The organism is Halalkalibacter wakoensis JCM 9140 (assembly GCF_000513095.1).
Taxonomy (GTDB): Bacteria; Bacillota; Bacilli; order Bacillales; family Bacillaceae_D; genus Halalkalibacter; species Halalkalibacter wakoensis.
The window spans coordinates 1-18841 of record NZ_BAUT01000019.1 but is presented as its reverse complement, the minus strand read 5'-3'; the positions used below and the strand labels follow the sequence as shown (position 1 = coordinate 18841).

The following is an 18841-nucleotide window of genomic DNA, read 5'->3' as shown; positions in this document are numbered from 1 at the left end:
TCCTTAAATAACTTTTGCTTCCGATTTCAGTAATGATACGAGTTCCTTCACTTGATCTGCAGGTTCACCCTCTAAAATTTTCCCCGCTTGCTTAACTGGTGGTAAGAAAATTTCCACTGTCGTTGTTTTGGCTTCCACATCATCTTCGTCCAGATCAAGATCATCTAAGTCAAGCGTCTCCAAAGGCTTTTTCTTCGCTTTCATAATTCCAGGTAATGATGGGTAGCGAGGTTCATTCAAGCCTTGCTGTGCTGTTACAAGGACCGGAATTGCAACTTCAACCGTTTCCTCATCTCCTTCAACATCTCGAACGATTGTCGCTATATTTTCCTTGACTGTTAATTTTGTAATCGTTGTAACTTGTGGGATTCCTAACAATTCAGCTACTCGTGGTCCAACTTGACCAGATCCACCATCAACGGCTACATTCCCACCTAAAATGATGTCAATTTCTTGGTCTTTTAAATACGCTGCAAGCAAAGAAGCCGTTGTAAATTGATCTAATTCATCTAGTTCTTCACTATCAATTAATACCGCTTTATCAGCTCCCATTGCGAGCGCAGTCCGTAACTCTTTTTCCGCTTCTTCTTCTCCAACTGTAACGACTGTTACTTGACCACCGTGTTCATCGCGCAACACAATAGCCTCTTCAATGGCATATTCATCGTAAGGGTTGATAATAAATTCAGCTGAACTGTCATCAATCTTTCCATTGTTTAACGTAATTTTTTCCTCTGTATCGAACGTGCGCTTCATAATAACAAAAATATTCATAATGTCCCTCCTAAAATCTTAATTGTTTACTAGTTTTAAAAAAGTTGAGTGATTTCTCATTCATTTTTTTGGTTAAAAACAGGCTTGCGCTTTTCAATAAATGCAGAGATCCCTTCTTTTGCATCGTCTGTTGCAAAAATTTCGCCAAATCGTTCTGCTTCCTGTAACGATCCTTCTTCAAACTGAGCTGAATGATTGTATAATAGTAGCTCTAATGTCCTCTTCACAGACTCTCTACTTTTTGCTGCTATTTTCTCTGCAAGCTTCTTCGCTTCTTCATGCAAGGCTTCTTCTTTAAATGCTCTGTTCACAAGCCCTAATTGCACAGCTTCTATTCCGCTTATCGGCTCACTCGTTAACATCATTTCGCATGCTTTTGCTACTCCAACATACCTAGGTAACCTTTGAGTCCCTGCAAAACCGGGAATTAATCCAAGTTGTAATTCTGGGAGACCTAATTTTGCATCCTCTGTAGCTAATCGAATGTGGCAAGCCATAGCCAGTTCCAACCCTCCCCCTAAAGCAGCTCCATGAATTGCCGCGATGATCGGCTTAGGGAAACGTTCCATTTTGTCAAACAGTTGCTGACCTGCTCGAGCAAGATCAGCTGGATTCGTTACTTGAGTAAATTCTTTTATATCTGCTCCAGCTGCAAAGAAGCGCCCTTCACCATTTATGAGCAGAACATGGACATCCTCGTTTTTTTCTAGGTCTGTTAATACATGATCTAATTCCTGTAAGACCGCCTTTGACAAAGCATTTGCAGGCGGCCTATTTAACGTAATCGTGGCCACATGTTCGTGAATCGATATGTTTAAAGAACTCACTTGCTCACTCCCTTTAACATTTAAGATGAACGCAATCCACCAAGTAACATGTTATGGACTGGCTCTGCTAAACTAACTAAGTCATACTTGCACTCTTTCATAACCCAATTCGTTACGACCTCATCAACGGTACCAAAAATCATTTGACGAGCTAAACGGTTATCAAGGTCAGCTTGGAAAAATCCATTCTCTTTCCCTTCTGTTAGCAATTCATCCACTAACACTAAGTAGCCTTTAAGAATTTCGTTTATTTTTAAACGTAAATCCGTATTGGACTGCCTTAATTCTAATTGTGTCACAACTGCTAGATGATGATCATCCTGAAGCTGCTCAAGATGCTTTCTGATTAATATTAGAAACTTCTTTTCGGTAGACAAATCAGAAGTAAGTTGTGTGCGAATGTACTCGACAAAACTCCCCAATTTCTCTTCGAATAGTGAAGTTAATATATCTTCTTTGTTCTCAAAATATAAATAAATGGTTCCATCTGCTACCCCTGCTTCTTTAGCAATCTTAGAAACTTGAGCCTGATGATAGCCATGATTTGCAATCACTTTTACTGCTGCATCTATAATCTGGTTGTATTTAGGTCCTTTTTTCTTTCCCACTTTATTCTCCCCTTTAGTGAATGAGTATTCATTCATATGTCTTATTTTAGTGAAAAAGAATGTGATTGTCAACCCATCTGTCTTTCTTCTTGCTCATACTTTACTTAGATACTGGTAGCTTTTGTTTCTCTTCTTCTATTAATACACGCTTTAAAATTTTACCCACTAGCGTTTTTGGTAGTTCGTCTCGAAACTCATATATTTTTGGTACTTTATACGCAGCTAGGTTCTTCCTACAATGTTTCTCGAGCTCTTCTTCGGTTAATGTAGATCCTTCTTTTTTCACAATGAACACTTTAACCGTTTCCCCTCGATACTCATCTGCGACACCGATCGCAACCGCTTCTTGAACATCTTCATGATGGTAAAGAACCTCTTCAATTTCTCTAGGATAGATATTAAATCCACCTGCAATAATCATGTCTTTTTTCCGATCAACAACAAAGAAATAGCCTTCTTCATCCATGTAACCAATATCACCCGTTAAAAGCCAGTCGTCTTTTAACGTCATCGCTGTATCTTCAGGACGATTCCAATAACCTCTCATGATTTGAGGACCTCTTACAGCAAGCTCCCCTAATTCTCCAGGTTCCACCATTTCCCCTGTCTCCATCGATAAAATGACCGCTTCCGTATCGGGCCATGGAAGACCAATACTAGCTTCCTTCCTTTTCCCCCATACACTATTACAATGCGTGACCGGCGCTGCTTCTGTCAAGCCGTACCCTTCGACAAGCTTTCCACCAGTTAGTTTTTCAAATTGCTGCTGGACATCTAACGGCAAGGTAGCTGACCCACTAATACAAGCTTTTATCGATGATAGGTTATAATTTTGAATGTCTGGCTGATTAATAAGACCGATATACATGGTTGGAGCTCCAGGAAACGACGTTATTTTTTTCTTATCAATGATTTTTAATATTTGTTTTGGATCAAATCGTGGGACCATGTGTAATTCATTCCCCATTGATAACGTTAAATTCATGCATGTCGTCATTCCATATACGTGAAAAAATGGGAGTGCTGCAAGTGTCCGTTCTTTTCCTTCTTCTAATTTATACAACCAATTGCGACATTGAATCGTATTAGCGACTAAATTAGAGTGAGTGAGCATAACCCCTTTTGCCACTCCAGTCGTCCCACCTGTATATTGTAACAACGCCAAATCTTCTTTTGGATGAACATCAATAGTTGGACGAGTGTCTTCACCTGTAGCTAGTAGCTGATTAAATTTGTGTACGTTGCCTCTGTACTCAATTTCTATTTTCACTCCTGTATTTCTCTTTTGAATAAATGGATAGATGATACTTTTCGGAAACGGCAAATAATCTTTGATAGCGGTTACAATAATTTGTTCAATTTTCGTTGCTTTCATTACATTCATCACTCTTGAATACAATAAATCTAAACAAATGATCATCTTTGCTCCCGAATCCACCAATTGATGTTCTAATTCCCGTTCAACATAAAGTGGATTCGTTTGGACGACAACCCCTCCTGCTAATAATGTCGCAAAATAGGCAATCACCCCTTGTGGACAATTTGGTAGCATAATAGAGACACGTTCTCCTTTTTTTAAACCTAATGAAATCAATTGGTTGGAAAACCGAATCACAGATTGATTGAACTCTTTATATGTAATCGACTTTCCGAGAAATTCAAGCGCGACTTGATTTGGAAAGCGATTCCCTGCTTGTTCAACCAACTCGTGCAACGTTACGTCCGGATATTCAATAGTCATTGGAACCTCATCGGGGTACTGTTCTAGCCACCTATTCAAACAAATAGCCTCCTTAGATCTCTCCTTTTCAATAAATTCATCCTCTCTCCTCTATTGTAATGAATGTTCATTCATTTTTAAATACATTTTTTTATTTTCTTTTGATTTGTTTTTCAAAACGAAATCATGTTCAAAACATAACCTATCAGAGGCTGTGAACACCAGTAAAAAAACCTTCTATGAGGTTTCCTCACAGAAGGCGATCAATGGGTCAAGACATCATAACCCTAATTAATAAGCGTAAACCTTTTTGAACTTCAAGGATTACTCATTACTTACTTTTTCAGTCGAGGCTCGTTTCTCTTTTTCCTCTTCTACAAGAACGCGTCTAAGAATTTTTCCAACTAATGTCTTTGGTAGCTCTTCTCGAAACTCATAATACTTTGGTACTTTATAGGCAGCTAAGTGCTTTCTACAGTACTCTTCTAGTGCCTCTTCGTTTAAAGAGCTTCCTTCCTTTAGAACAATAAAAGCCTTTACCGTTTCCCCTCGATATTCATCTGGGACTCCAATGACTACGGCTTCCTGTATAGCTTCGTGCTCATACAATACTTCTTCAATTTCTCTCGGATAAATGTTAAAGCCGCTAGCAATAATCATATCCTTTTTCCGATCGACAATATAAAAATATCCTTCTTCATCCATATATCCCATATCTCCGCTTAGAAACCAATCCTCTTTAAAAACTCGTGCCGTTTCTTCAGGACGGTTCCAATAGCCCTTCATCACTTGAGGTCCTCTTATTGCAATTTCACCAACCTCACCAACTTCAGCTGGTTCACCTGTTTCTGCTGAGATTACCTGTACTTCTGTATCAGGCCATGGAACTCCTATGCTTCCTGTTTTTCTCTTTCCCCAAATGGGATTAGCTGCAGCCACAGGAGAAGTCTCGGTTAAACCGTACCCTTCTACTAACTTTCCACCTGTTAACTTTTCAAATTTTTGCTGAACTTCTAATGGTAGGGGTGCTGCGCCACTTAAACAAGCTTTAATGGATGAGAGGTCATAATCAGTAATGGTTGGATCATTCACTAACGCCACGTACATGGTGGGTGCTCCTGGAAAGAGTGTAATTTTCTGTTTCTCGATTGTCTTTAAAACCATTTTCGGGTCAAATTTAGGCAATATGACAGTCGTAAATCCATTCATAATACCAAAATTCATGCTTACCGTCATTCCGTATACATGAAAAAAAGGTAGCACAGCCAAACCTCTTTCTTTACCTGGAACGGTTTTATATGTCCAGTGGATGCATTGGATTGTGTTTACAACAAGATTTTGATGAGTCAACATAACTCCTTTTGCTGGCCCGGTCGTTCCACCTGTATATTGTAAAAGAGCTATGTCTTCAACGGGATCAAGTGAGACGTTTAGATCTTGTAGTGAACCAGCTTTTAAAAACGGCTTAAATGATAACGTATTTTTATCATACACAACATCAACTTTTATTCCTGTATTTTTCTTTTGAACGAATGGATAGAGTAGATTCTTTGGAAAAGGAAGATAGTCTTTTATGCCTGTAACAATAACATATTCTAGGCTCGTATTGGACCTAACCTTTTGAACACGTGGAAAAACTAAGTCAAGACAAATGATGACTTTCGCACCAGAGTCTATTAGTTGATGCTCTAATTCTCTTTCAACATAAAGTGGATTTGTTTGAACGACTACTGCACCTACCATAAGGGCTCCATAATAACTAATAACCCCTTGTGGACAGTTAGCAAGCATAATGGCTACACGATCTCCCTTTTTCACACCGAGAGATAGCAATTGATTGGCAAACATTTTGGATTGCTCATACAATTCTTTGTACGTCATGTCCTTCCCTAGAAAGTGCAATGCATCTTGATTCGGATACTTCCCCGCTGATAATTGCAAATAATCGTGTAAACACCTTTCATCATACTCAATTGAATGGGGCACTTCCTCAGGATAGCTCTCTAACCAAATCTTTTCCTCCGTAGCCAAGACAATCTCCTCCTTAAGAAAATTATATGATACTCCTTTCTTCAACGTTCATCTCCTCTACTCTATTGTATTGTAATCGCTTACAATTTTGTACCGTTTTTTGATTATTTTCACTTTTTTTTTTTAGAAGGATCAAAAACCGCAATACGTCATACATTTCAGCCTAAAAAAGAGTGTCTGTCAAAAGGTTAAACTTGACCGTTTTGACAGACACTCTTTAACTTGCTCTTCCCCTGTTTTTCTCTTAAGGGGCAAAGAAAAGCATAAAAATAATACCTGCTACAATAAATACCCCACAACTTACATATAAAATTTTCATTAAAAGCTCCACATGTTTGCTCCTTTACCTAGCAAGTATACTTGCACCAATAACATAGGACAATCCAACAGAAAGAACGAGCGCGATTAAACCGACCGCACGATTATCCCTTTGTATCTCCTCATCGACCTTAAAACCCGGAGTTAAAAATTCAAACACAAAGTAACTAACCATTAGCAACGAGAAACCTAGTACTCCCCATGCCAGCATCATTAGCATGGAATCGGTGTATTCGATGGAGTGTCTAAAAATATTAGCACCCCAAATATTTTCCCACCCGTTGCCATAGCTACAGCGATATTCCCCTTCTTAATCTCCTCCCAATTGTGATAACTTGTCACCAATTCAAAGATTGTTAAAAACAAAATAAGAGCAAGAAGAGAGACACTATAATACGCCGCTGTTCGAATCCATTCATTCTCAAGTAAAACTTCCATATTCTTCGCCTCTTTTTATTTCAATTCAACAACTGTGTTTCCAAGGCCCCCTTCATTCATACCACCATCTCGTTCAGCTTTTACATGAGGGTGCTTTTTCAAAAGTTGTTTAACTCCTTTACGTAAGGCTCCACTGCCTTTTCCGTGAATAATGGAAACTTGATGATATCCAGCCAACAAGGCGTCGTCAATGTATTTTTCAACTTTTAACATGGCATCTTCGTATCTTTGGCCACGTAAATCTAACTCAGCTTTTACGTGTGACTGGCCACCCCTTATCATAGCAAGCGGTTTGGTCTCCACAGGTTTTGGACGATCTAATAGCTGTAAATCATCTTTTTTGACTTTCATTTTCATAATTCCCATTTGAACTTGGAACTGTTCGTCATTTATTTTTTCAACGACAAACCCTTTTTGTCCAAAGCTAAGTACTTTTACTTCGTCACCAGCTTGGATGTTTTGTTTCGCTTTAGCTGCATCCTTTTTGATTTTCTTTTGTTTTGCTGTTAATTTCGGTGCCGCTTCTTCTAGATGTTTTTTCGCATCAATAATTTGATGCTCTTTAACAGAAAGACCTTCTTTTTGCATCTCTCTTAATTCACCGATAATGAATTCGGCTTCTTCTTTTGCTTCTTTAACCGCTTTTTCAGCTTTCTCTTCTGCTTTTTTTAGAATACGTTCTTTTTCTAGTTCCAATTGATCCAATTGTTTAATGAGATCTTCACGTAACTTCTCTGCTTCAAGACGAATCGATTCCGCTTCTTCTCTTTCTGATTCAGCCGACTTCTGACTCGTTTCAAGAGAGGAGATCATATTTTCAATCTGGTTTGTTTCCTGATCAATTTGTTCCTTTGCACGGTCAATGACTCGTTCATCTAAACCTAACCTTCTCGAGATAGCAAACGCATTACTTCTACCTGGTACTCCAATGAGGAGACGATAGGTCGGACGAAGGGTCTCTACATTAAATTCTACACTTGCATTCATTGCACCTTCACGATTATACGCATACCCTTTTAATTCGCTATAATGGGTTGTTGCGACAATGCATGCCCCTCGATTGTACACATCATCTAAAATGGAAATCGCCAAGGCTGCTCCTTCTGTTGGATCTGTCCCAGCTCCTAATTCATCAAATAAAACAAGGCTTTGGAAGTCCACTTTTCCTAATATATCCACAATGTTTGTCATATGAGAGGAAAACGTACTTAAGCTCTGCTCAATGGATTGCTCATCACCGATGTCCGCAAAGACTTGTTTAAAGACGGCTAGCTCCGACTCTTCTTCTACCGGTACATGCAAACCAGATTGGGCCATTAGTGTTAGGAGTCCAACTGTCTTTAATGTGACCGTTTTTCCTCCCGTATTCGGTCCGGTAATAATTAACGAACGGAATTCCCCACCTAGTTGGACATCAATTGGAACGACTTCATCCGCCTCTATTAGTGGATGTCTTGCTCTTTTTAAATGCATGTAGCCATCCTCATTAAGCATTGGTTCTGTTCCTTTTATTTGATGAGCATACCGTGCTTTAGCAAAGACAAAATCTAAAACCGCCAGTACGGTTAAATTGTGTAGCAGCGCATCAGCTACTTCTGCTACTTCGTTTGATAACTTTGCTAATATCCGTTCAATTTCTTGCTTTTCACGGCTTTTGGCCTCACGTAATTGGTTATTTAACGTTACAATGGCTTGCGGCTCAATAAACAAGGTTGCTCCTGATCCAGATTGATCATGGACAATCCCACCAAAGGAACTTCGGTATTCCTGTTTGACTGGAATAACAAAGCGATCATTTCGAATCGTCACAATCGCATCTGATAGCATTTTTTGTGTACTTGATGACCTCGTTAAGCTTTCTAATTTCGAGCGGACAGATGCCTCATAACTACGGACTTGCTGACGTATCGTTCTTAGCTCATGGCTCGCGGAATCAAGAACATGTCCGTTATCATCAATGCATTGTTTGATTTCTCGTTCAACATCTGTTAAAGATTCAATTTGTGAGGCATATTCAAATAAGGATGGAAGCTCAATTTCCTCTTCCTCCACCATGGTTACAATAAATTTCTTTAATCGACGGCCCCCATAGATCGTACTTGCAATCGCCATCAATTCACTTGCCGCAAGAGCTCCTCCGATTTTTGCACGTTTTACATTCGCAGCAACGTCTGTTATCCCTCCTAAAGGAGCCTGCCCCTTTAGCCTGAGAACTTTTGCTCCTTCTGCTGTCTCATGTTGCCATGCTTGAACTTCACCTAAATCAACAGAAGGGAACAATTGCTCAACTTTTTGTCTTCCTAAAGAAGATGAAACATGCTCGAGCAACTGCTTTTTCATTTTTTCATATTCTAAAACTCGTAACACTCTTTCCATTAACATAGCTCCTTTTTCATGACCTGTTGACTTGGATTAACGATTTAAAAAAGCTTGAAGCTTCTCAAGCGACCACGTATTCATGATAGACTCTGGCTTTAACATGGCCTTTCTAGCGATTGCTGTTCCATAAGTCATGAGATCTAATGATTCGGTATTATGAGCATCCGTATTAATTGCAATCACGACTCCTGCTTCTTCGGCTTTTTTCAACCAATGTGCTGACAAATCCAATCTGTGTGGATTCGCATTTAACTCAAGTGCTGTATTTGTCTCTTTTGCTAGTTCAATCAACATCTCAACGTCTACATCATAGCCATCACGACGTCCGAGCAAGCGACCAGTTGGATGTGCGATAAGATCAACATGCTTGCTCATCAGAGCTGCTTTTAATCTCTTCATAATTGTTTCGCGGTCTTGTTGAAACGAAGAATGAATTGCGGCAATCACAAAATCAACCTCAGCTAGAATTTCATCCTCATAGTCCAACGTTCCGTCAGGTAAAATATCCATTTCAATTCCTGTAAGAATGGTAAAGTCATCATATTGTTCATTTAGTTTTTTTATTTTCGCATGTTGTTCCTTAAGACGTTCAACAGAGAGACCATTTGCCACTCGTAAATATTTGGAGTGATCTGTAATGGCGATATAGTCATAGCCTTTTTCTTTTGCTGCCTCAATCATTTCCTCTATTGAATGAGCTCCATCGCTCCAAGTTGTATGCATATGCAAATCACTTCTTATTAACTCATCTGTCACATATTGAAGCGCATGATCGATTCCCTTTTCTGCCTTTTCTACTTCTCCTTGGTCTTCTCTTGCTTCTGGTGGAATAAACGTTAAGTGAAAGTGTTCAAAAAAATCTTGTTCGGATAAAAAGGTCTTCACTTCACCTGTTTCAAGATTTTCCACACCGTACTCACTAATTCGCTCACCTCTAGCTTTAGCAAGTTGACGCATTTTCACGTTATGGTCTTTTGAACCCGTAAAATGATGGAGGGTTGTAGCAAACTCTTCTGGACGAACTAGCCTGAAATCAATCGAAATCGGATATTCCCCGACTACCTCGACAGAAATTTTTGTATCTCCATTGGCAATAATTTTACTAATTGCTTCTAAGCCGAGAATTCCTTCTCTTACTTTTTCGATCTCTGTTGTTGCAATAATAAAATCAAGGTCTTTTACCGTTTCGCTCATCCTGCGTAAACTTCCGGCACGAGAGAACCGCGTTACCCCATCCATTTTTGCTAGAGCTTGTTCGATTGAAACAGCGATTGGTAAGACAATTGGAAGAGCCAAGCGTTCTGGTCGTGTATTTGCCTCTTCAATGGCAATTAAGATTTTTTCCTCTGTCTTTTTGCCAAATCCGGCCAGCTGCTGTACCTTCTTTTCAACACACGCCGCTTTCAAAGTATCGATACAGACTATCCCTAGCTCTTTGTATAGTTTCCCAATCTTTTTGCCGCCTAGCCCCGGAAGCTTCAGCAATGGCAAAAGTCCTTCAGGAACGTCTTTTTGTAACTGATCAAGTATCGTACATTTTCCGGCATTTTTTAATTCTAAGATTACTTCAGCCGTACCTTTTCCAATCCCATTTAAAGATGCTGGATTCTCGATTTCATTTAATGTTCGCTCATCTGCCTCTAGCGATAATGCCGCTTTGCGATAAGCCGATATTTTAAAAGGATTTTCTCCTTTAATTTCTAAGTAGGTTGCAATTGTTTCTAAATAACGGATCACATCTTTTTTGTTCATCTTCATCGTCCCTTTCTTCTATCCCCATCATACCTATAGTTGGTAGTGAAAATCAACGAATGTACGTTAACGAAAAAAGAGCGTGCCCAAAAGGTTGTATACTCCTTTTTAAGACACCCTCTTCTTCATATGATTGTTTTTCTTCCTTTAGATATGGTTGTTAATCCACAATTCCTTAATCCAGTCTGATAGGAAAGGTGTATGATTTAACATGACTTGAACGACAATAGAACGTTGCATCACATCTTGGACCATATCAATAGGCAATAACGCTAATACAATTAATAAAATAAACAAAATCAGGTACGCTTCTACAAAACAAAGAATCCCACCTAAAAAGCGATTAATAGACTTTAAAATAGGCAAATGCGCTAGAAAATCCAACATAGAGCCTAATAAGTGCAGGACAATCTTTGTTCCAAAAAATAAAATAGCAAACGCAATTCCTGAATAATAGACACTTTCTGCATCAAACGTATTAATAATCATTCCGACTGTGCTGTCTGATGAAAATTGTGGATAAGGAATCCACAGACGGATGTATGTTGCAAATTCGCTAAAGTATGTATAGGCTACTACAATTGCAACAACGAAACTCACTAAATGAATCAGCTGTAAGATAAAGCCTCTTCTTCTACCAATAAAAAAACTACAAAATAAGATAAATAGAATGAGAAAGCTCAGCATGTTAATCGCCTCCTGATGATTTATCTTTGTTGACTTTTTCGCTTAACATTTCATTTTCCTGTTTTAATTTCATATAATCATCAACAATGTTGACTGCTGTTAATACCGCTAACCTGGTCGTATCAAGATATGGATTAACTTTTTTTATTTCTCTCATTTTTTGATCGACTATATGGGCAACATCTTTTACATATGCCGGAGCTCTTCGCCGACGACTGTATACTGTTGTCCATATATTGAAACAGTAATGCGCTGCTTTTTCTTCTTATCTGCCACAGAAAAAGCCTCCTATCTATTAGTCAAGTGCAAAATACAATCCACAAAAATACCAAGTTCTATCATACCATGAAGGTTCATGTAAAGAAATACAGGGATTGAAAAATGTTACTATTTGTCTGTTATTGGTTTATTTTATAAAAGTCCCTTTTTTGAAGGTTAGATGTTCTTGCCATGTTCGTTTCATTGCGCTGCAGTCACTCGCTTTCCGCGGAGAGGAGCCGATCCTCCTCGGCTGCGCCTGTGGGGTCTCACCCCTACCTCTAAATGAGGGCACTGAAAAAGTCCTCTAATCTTTGTGATTAATGAGAGAGTGGCGTAAATAAGTGCATCGAATCCGCTCCCGGGATGGGGGGCACGCTTTCCGCAGGCGGGCGTTGAACTAACCGGCTGCGCCGGTGGATTTCAACCTGCCCTTCCCTCCTGCAGGAGTCGGCCCCCCATCCCGTCCGCTTTATTGAACGATAGAAATTTCCTGCTTTTCAACGATCAAAAGAAAATAAAAGAAACTTAAAAAGGCCTTTGAGAAAACTCAAAGGTCTTTTTGTCTATAGACGGTGAATCTCAAGGGAATAATATAGCTTTCAAATGAAAAAGAGTAACAAATAAGAGATAAATAAATGTAACCTAGCAGGGGAATAACACGGAGACTCCTGCGGGACCAGTGACCCACGTGTGAGACCCCGCAGGCGACAGCCGAGGAGGCTCACCGGGCACCCGCGGAAAGCGGAGTGTTATTCCCCTGCGGCAGTTAAGCAGGTTTTCTGTAGCCTTCCTCTATTTCCGCTGGAGTTGAGTGGCTTTCCTCCATTATACTTTGTGGATATACTAAAGTATGTTCAACGGCCTTTAGTATAAAAAGCTGTTGAGCATGAGCTCAACAGCTTTTTTGATCTTATCCTCTTAATGTTGCTCCTACATGTTCTTCTAGCATTTTTAATACTTCATTGTGCTTCGTTGTTACTTCTTCATCGGTTAATGTACGTTCTGGGTCAAGATATGTTAAAGAGAAGGCAAGGGATTTTTTCCCTTCTTCCATATGTTCGCCTTGATATAGATCAAAGAGGCGAACTTCTTTTAACAACTCTCCTCCAGCCCAACGAATAACGGCCTCTACTTCTCCTGCTGAACGATGGGTATCAACAACAAGCGCAATATCCCTTACCATTGCAGGGAAACGTGGAAGTGGTTGATACACAACTGATTGTGTGTCATGTGTTAAAAGAGCCTCAAGCTCAAGTTCGTACACATACGTTTCTTTCAATCCAACTTCTTTTTGCAAAGCAGGGTGAACTTGTCCGATAAATCCAATTTCCTTGCCATCTAACTTCACAAGAGCCGTTCGTCCTGGATGTAGATCTGGTAATGTAGCTTGTTCGAATACAATTTGCTCATTAATACCTAATGCGTTAAACATTTCTTCAAGGATTCCTTTTACAACAAAGAAATCAACCTTATTCTTTTCCCCTTGCCAATTATGTTCGTACCAAACACCAGTCAATGCACCCGCAACCATCTCACGTTCGATTGGTTGCTTTGTTAATGTTTCTTCATCGGTTAAAAAGATTGAACCAATCTCAAACACATGAACGTTTTGATTTTTACGATTCACATTATAACTTAATACATCAAACAAGTGAGGAATGAGGCTTGTACGCATCGTACTACGATCTTCACTCATCGGCATAGCCAGACGTACGGGAGTTTGATTCGTTTCAAATGCAAACCCTTTTGCTTTTTCCGGACTTGTTAACGAGTACGTAATGACTTGCGAAAGTCCTGAACTCTCTAACACACGACGTACATGACGTCTTTTCTTTTGATAATCCGTTAATGCACCTTGTGTGGTTGCTCCTTGCGGTAGGGTCGTTGGAATATGATCGTAGCCATATAATCTTGCTACTTCTTCCATTAGATCTTCTTCAATTTGAATATCTGCACGACGAGATGGAATCGTCACAGCTAACACGTTGCCATCTTGTTCATAGGTGAATCCTAGACGTGACATGAACGACGCAGCCTCTTCAATCGTTACATTCATTCCTAATCGGCGATTTACTCGGTCAAGATCTAAACGAACGGTCGCCATTTCGTACGATAAAACATCTTTTTCGACAACCCTAGAAACAATCGTTCCACCAGCTAATTCAGCAATGAGTTGTGCTGCTCGTCTACCAGCAGCCAGAACACGATCTTGGTCGACTCCTTTTTCATATCTTGTACTTGCATCACTTCTTAATCCTAGATCTCGTGATGCTTTACGAATGGTTGATCCTTTAAAGTAAGCAGCTTCTAACAGAACCGTTGTTGTTCCTTCGTGCACTTCCGAAGTCGCACCACCCATGACCCCAGCAATTGCTACAGGTTCTTTTCCGTTCGTAATCACAAGATGATCACTCGTTAGTGTCCGTTCTTGATCGTCTAATGTCACAATCTTCTCACCATCGGTTGCACGACGAACAAGCACTTCTTTTGAACCAAAACGATCGTAATCAAAAGCATGTAACGGTTGACCGTACTCTAACAACACATAGTTCGTTACATCGACAACATTGCTGATCGGACGGATTCCAGCTGCCATAAGGCGGTTTTGCAACCAAAGAGGCGATGTTCCTACTTTTACATCTTTAATAATGATTGCGCCGTAATAAGGATTATCTTCCACTGCATCCACTTTCACATCTATATAGTCAGATGCTTGTTCATCATTTGTTGCGACTTCAATTGTCGGAAGCGTTACTTCTCGCTCATACAACGCCCCTACTTCATACGCAACACCAAGCATGTTTAAGCAATCCGAACGATTAGGCGTTAAGTCTAACTCTAGTACTTCATCATCTAAATTGAGTGCTGCCAGAGCATCGCTCCCAACTTCCACCTCATCTTGGAATACGTAGATCCCTTCAGAGAATTCCTTTTGAACCAATTTACTTTCGATCCCTAACTCTTGCAAGGAACAGATCATTCCTTGTGATACTTCTCCACGTAACTTGGCTTTTTTAATTTTAAAGTTGCCAGGTAATACAGCACCAACCTTAGCGACGGCTACGTGCTGTCCTGCTGCAACATTTTTCGCTCCACATACAATTTGAACTAATTCTTCTTCCCCAATATCAACTTGACAAACATTTAGCTTGTCTGCATTTGGATGCTGTTCACATTCCTTTACATACCCAACAACAACTCCAGTGATCCCTTTATTAAGTTGATGAACAAAATCAATTTCAATTCCACCACGCGTCATTTTTTCTGCGATGTCGCGAGCAGAAAGATCACTCACATTAATATAATCTTGTAACCATTTATAGGATACTAACATTTTTCTTCCTCCTTTACACCCGTTTGAATTGCGCTAGAAAACGTACATCATTTGTATAAAAATGGCGAATATCATCAATGTCGTATTTAAGCATAGCTAATCGCTCCACACCCATTCCGAACGCGAACCCGCTATATTTCGTTGAATCAAATCCACTCATCTCTAACACACGTGGATGCACCATTCCTGCTCCTAATACTTCAATCCAACCAGACTGTTTACAGACTCTACATCCTTTCCCGCCGCACATTCCACATGAGACATCTACTTCAACAGATGGTTCTGTGAAAGGGAAGAAACTTGGACGTAAACGAATTTCACGATCTTCACCAAAAAATGATTTCGCAAATTGTTCTAATACGCCTTTTAGGTCACTCATTCGAACATTCTCATCAACAAAAAGTCCTTCAATTTGCATGACTGATGCGAATGAGTTGCGTCGTCGTCATCGCGACGGAATACTTTTCCTGGACAGATGACTTTTACAGGGCCTTTTCCTTTATGTAATTCCATCGTTCTTGCTTGCACTGGTGATGTATGTGTACGTAGTAACAATTCCTCTGTAAAATAAAACGAATCTTGCATATCACGCGCTGGATGATCTTTCGGTAAATTCAACGCTTCAAAATTATAATAATCAACTTCTACCTCTGGACCTTCTGCAACTGAAAACCCTAAACCTAAAAATGCTTCTTCCACCTCTTCAACTACTTGCGTTAAAGGATGAGTTGACCCACTTTTAATTGAACGGCCAGGTAATGTTACATCAATACTTTCACGCGCAAGCTGTTCTTCAATGGCAGCTTGTTCTAACTCCAATTCTTTTTTCTCTACTTGCTCTTTAATCGCATCTCGTACATCATTGGCCATCTGTCCAATGATCGGACGCTCTTCAGCAGATAGTTTCCCCATCCCTCTTAACACTTCTGTAATAGGACCTTTTTTCCCTAAATAAGCGACTCGCACATCTTGTAATGCTTTTACGTCTTCGGCTACTTCTACTTTCGCTAACGCCTCATCACGTAAAGCTTCTAATCGTTCACGCATCCTATTTGCCTCCTTTAGAATAAACATTTTTGCAAAATAAAAAGCCTTCGCTCCCGCAAAAGGGACGAAGACTCGTGGTACCACCCTTATTAATGAAAGATCTCTCTTTCATTATCTTCATTGCTTTAACGGCTTTAAACCGGAAACACCTTCACAAAGAAACATTGTGGTCCAGTGCCTGCTCCAGAGTGAATTCTGCTTTTCCTTCCATAAAAATGCTTACAGTCTAAGGCATTTTCTCCCTGAATGGCGGTTTAAAGCATACTACTCTCTTTCTTTGCATTTAATGATATACTATTGATTTATTTATTATAGTGAATAAAGTTTATAGTTGCAACCTTCCTTATTCTTAGCCACGCAAATAATACAATAAAATTCCTGATGCAACAGCAACATTCAAAGACTCGGCTTGTCCGTAAATAGGAATATAAAGGTTTTGATCTGTTTTTTCTAAAAGGTTCTGGCTAACACCCTCTCCTTCATTCCCCATGATTAACGCAAATGTTTCTTGTGGTTCAATGGCTGAATATGAGCTTGCTTCGTTTAAAGTTGTCCCAAACACAGGAACATTCGATTGTTTCAATCGCTCCATCCACTGTTCTAAATCCCTTTAATAACGGAAGATGGAATATAGATCCTTGTGTGGCCCTTATGACTTTGCTATTAAAGACATCTACACTGCCTTCACCGAGTACCACACCGGTTAAACCTGCCGCATCAGCAGTACGAATCATCGTCCCTAAATTTCCTGGATCTTGAATTCGGTCAAGCAATAAATATTGGCCTGTTAATTGATCAACCTCTGGTGCTGATGGAATTACACAGACGGCGGCAATTCCTTGAGGTGTTTCTGTCTCTGATAATTCCTTCATAACAGCATCACTTACGATAATCACATCTTGATTTTGTACCGATAAAGTAGCCGGAAGAACTGTATCTTCTTTCATCAAAATGTACTCGACCATCATATCAGCCTTTATTGCTTCTTCTACTAAATGAAACCCTTCGACAAGAAAACGTCCAGCCGTATCTCTCCCTTTTTTGGTATGTAGCTTTTTCCACCGTTTTACATGTTCATTTTTACTTGAATCAATTCGCTTCATGCTCGACTCCTTTTTACTTCTATCTCATTTCATCCATTTTACCCATTTTTTTCGTCATAATCCAGTGAAGGCTGATACATACTACAAATAGATTCACATTATCTTTATAAGGGGTGGGACCACATGAGTTTTAATTTACGTGGAGCTATTATGGCAAATATTCAAGGAAATTCGCAGGAAGAAGTGGAAGCAACGATTGTTGACGCTGTTCAACGCGGAGAAGAAAAAATGCTTCCAGGCTTAGGCGTTATGATGGAAGTGTTTTGGAAAAATGCGAATGAACAACAAAAAAATGACGTTTGCCAACAGATTAGTCAAGGTTTGAAATAATATTTTAAGGAGCAACTGTGATGAGTTGCTCTTTTTTTATTGGTGTTTTCACATACTCAGTTTTTTAAGGTTGGCTGCTCTTCATGAGTTCGTTCCATTACGCTGCAGCCACTCGCACCCGTAAGGAGGGTGCCGAGCCCCTACCTCTTCTTGAGGTCACTGAAAAAGTGCCCGTTTACTTCGGACTTAAAAGGGAGCTTTGCCATCGCTCCCGGGATGGGGGGCACGCTTTCCGCAGGCGGGCGTTGAACTAACCGGCTGCGCCGGTGGATTTCAGCCTGCCCTTCCCTCCTGCAGGAGTCGGCCCCCCATCCCGTCCGCTTTTTGAGAGGAGCGATAGAAATTCCCAGAAAAAAACAAGGTCTAATGAGGTTGCAAATGAGTTAGAGACCAGATTGGTATTGTACTTGGTCGTTTCATAGGAAATAGCGCGAGGCTTATCATCACTGGCTGTATTTCAGTTTGATCCTATAAAACGTACTACCGTTTATCCTTCGAGGCATTTCCAAAAAGTGATCTGTGATGTGGAAGGTGAACCACAAATTCGCTCAATTCCCATCGTTAAAGAGAAAAGAAAGTGTTAAAAGAAATCGTAGAAGATTAAAAGTAACAAAAGTAACCCTAGCAGGGGAATGACACGTAGACTCCTGCGGGAGCAGTGACCCACGTGTGAGACCCCGCATAGCCGAGGAGGCTCACCGGGCACCCGCGGAAAGCGGAGTGTCATTCCCCTGCGGCAGGTAGGCATTTTTTCAGTGGCCTCCCTCTTCTTCCCGCAGGAGTCGAGTGGCTTCCGCTCCATTTCACTATGAGAAATGACATTGCTACAGCATCTTCCCCCTTTACAAGAGCAATCTTTTTACTTAATCAAACGTTTGTTTAATAAATAAGTTACTGGTAAAAGTAACGGGTTCAGTTTCGGGAGAGAAAATGACAAATGACATTAAAAGTGGCGTACAAATTCGCAATGATTTTGTACGCTTGTTGAGATTAGATGTTAAAATAATTGTAATTGTATGGAAATTATTCATTTAACTAACGGAGCAATTATGGAAATAGGTTTGTCTTTTTGCAGGAGAGATTTTTAATAGAGAGGTAAGGTTTTTAAATGAAAAATAAAAAGTATATAATTGTTGGACTTGTAGTCAGTCTATTTCTCTTCTCTTTTAAAATGTTTAATGATTATAGGGAGAAAAGCTTAGATAGTATCATTAGTTAATGATCATCTAATT

Annotated in this window: 10 protein-coding genes, 4 pseudogenes and 1 other annotated feature; of the genes and pseudogenes, 1 reads left to right on the top strand and 13 read right to left on the bottom strand. The window is 39.8% G+C overall.

What is annotated here, in order from left to right:
* Positions 1-3: 3 nt before the first annotated feature.
* The 13 genes and pseudogenes from JCM9140_RS09660 to JCM9140_RS09600 all read right to left on the bottom strand — a co-directional run bounded on the left by JCM9140_RS09660 (position 4) and on the right by JCM9140_RS09600 (position 17279).
* Positions 4-774 carry an electron transfer flavoprotein subunit beta/FixA family protein gene (locus JCM9140_RS09660; RefSeq protein WP_034745398.1) on the bottom strand — a complete coding sequence of 257 codons (771 nt, stop codon included), beginning with the start codon at positions 772-774 and terminating at the stop codon, positions 4-6.
* A 56-nt stretch (positions 775-830) separates the two neighbouring features.
* The gene (locus tag JCM9140_RS09655) at positions 831-1601 is read right to left on the bottom strand and encodes an enoyl-CoA hydratase (protein WP_034745397.1); all 771 of its coding nucleotides are present in this window, start codon (positions 1599-1601) and stop codon (positions 831-833) included.
* Between the two features lie 20 nt (positions 1602-1621).
* A complete protein-coding gene (gene fadR / locus JCM9140_RS09650) occupies positions 1622-2245 on the bottom strand; it encodes a fatty acid metabolism transcriptional regulator FadR (RefSeq protein ID WP_052002169.1) in 624 nt (207 codons plus the stop codon).
* Between the two features lie 64 nt (positions 2246-2309).
* Positions 2310-3950 carry an AMP-binding protein gene (locus tag JCM9140_RS09645; protein ID WP_052002170.1) on the bottom strand — a complete coding sequence of 547 codons (1641 nt, stop codon included), beginning with the start codon at positions 3948-3950 and terminating at the stop codon, positions 2310-2312.
* 303 nt (positions 3951-4253) lie between these two features.
* Positions 4254-5960: a long-chain-fatty-acid--CoA ligase gene (locus tag JCM9140_RS09640; protein ID WP_034745461.1), complete on the bottom strand. Its 1707-nt coding sequence runs from the start codon at positions 5958-5960 to the stop codon at positions 4254-4256.
* 343 nt (positions 5961-6303) lie between these two features.
* Positions 6304-6716: pseudogene (locus JCM9140_RS09635) on the bottom strand (DUF350 domain-containing protein).
* 15 nt (positions 6717-6731) lie between these two features.
* Complete coding sequence (locus JCM9140_RS09630) at positions 6732-9092, bottom strand: endonuclease MutS2 (protein ID WP_034745394.1); 2361 nt, start codon at positions 9090-9092, stop codon at positions 6732-6734.
* Between the two features lie 36 nt (positions 9093-9128).
* Complete coding sequence (gene polX / locus JCM9140_RS09625) at positions 9129-10853, bottom strand: DNA polymerase/3'-5' exonuclease PolX (protein WP_034745393.1); 1725 nt, start codon at positions 10851-10853, stop codon at positions 9129-9131.
* Positions 10854-10994: 141 nt separating this feature from the next.
* Complete coding sequence (locus JCM9140_RS09620; protein WP_034745392.1) at positions 10995-11534, bottom strand: CvpA family protein; 540 nt, start codon at positions 11532-11534, stop codon at positions 10995-10997.
* Between the two features lies 1 nt (position 11535).
* Positions 11536-11810: pseudogene (gene zapA / locus JCM9140_RS09615) on the bottom strand (cell division protein ZapA).
* Between the two features lie 895 nt (positions 11811-12705).
* The gene (gene pheT, locus JCM9140_RS09610; protein WP_034745391.1) at positions 12706-15129 is read right to left on the bottom strand and encodes a phenylalanine--tRNA ligase subunit beta; all 2424 of its coding nucleotides are present in this window, start codon (positions 15127-15129) and stop codon (positions 12706-12708) included.
* Between the two features lie 13 nt (positions 15130-15142).
* Positions 15143-16176, bottom strand: a pseudogene (pheS, locus tag JCM9140_RS09605) (phenylalanine--tRNA ligase subunit alpha).
* A gap of 57 nt (positions 16177-16233) precedes the next feature.
* Positions 16234-16463 (bottom strand) — a binding site (T-box leader).
* Positions 16464-16525: 62 nt separating this feature from the next.
* Positions 16526-17279, bottom strand: a pseudogene (locus JCM9140_RS09600) (TrmH family RNA methyltransferase).
* Between the two features lie 123 nt (positions 17280-17402).
* Between JCM9140_RS09600 and sspI the strand changes: the two are divergent.
* Positions 17403-17609 (top strand): small acid-soluble spore protein SspI, encoded by a 207-nt coding sequence (sspI, locus tag JCM9140_RS09595; protein ID WP_034745390.1) that lies wholly within the window; start codon positions 17403-17405, stop codon positions 17607-17609.
* Positions 17610-18841 lie beyond the last annotated feature (1232 nt).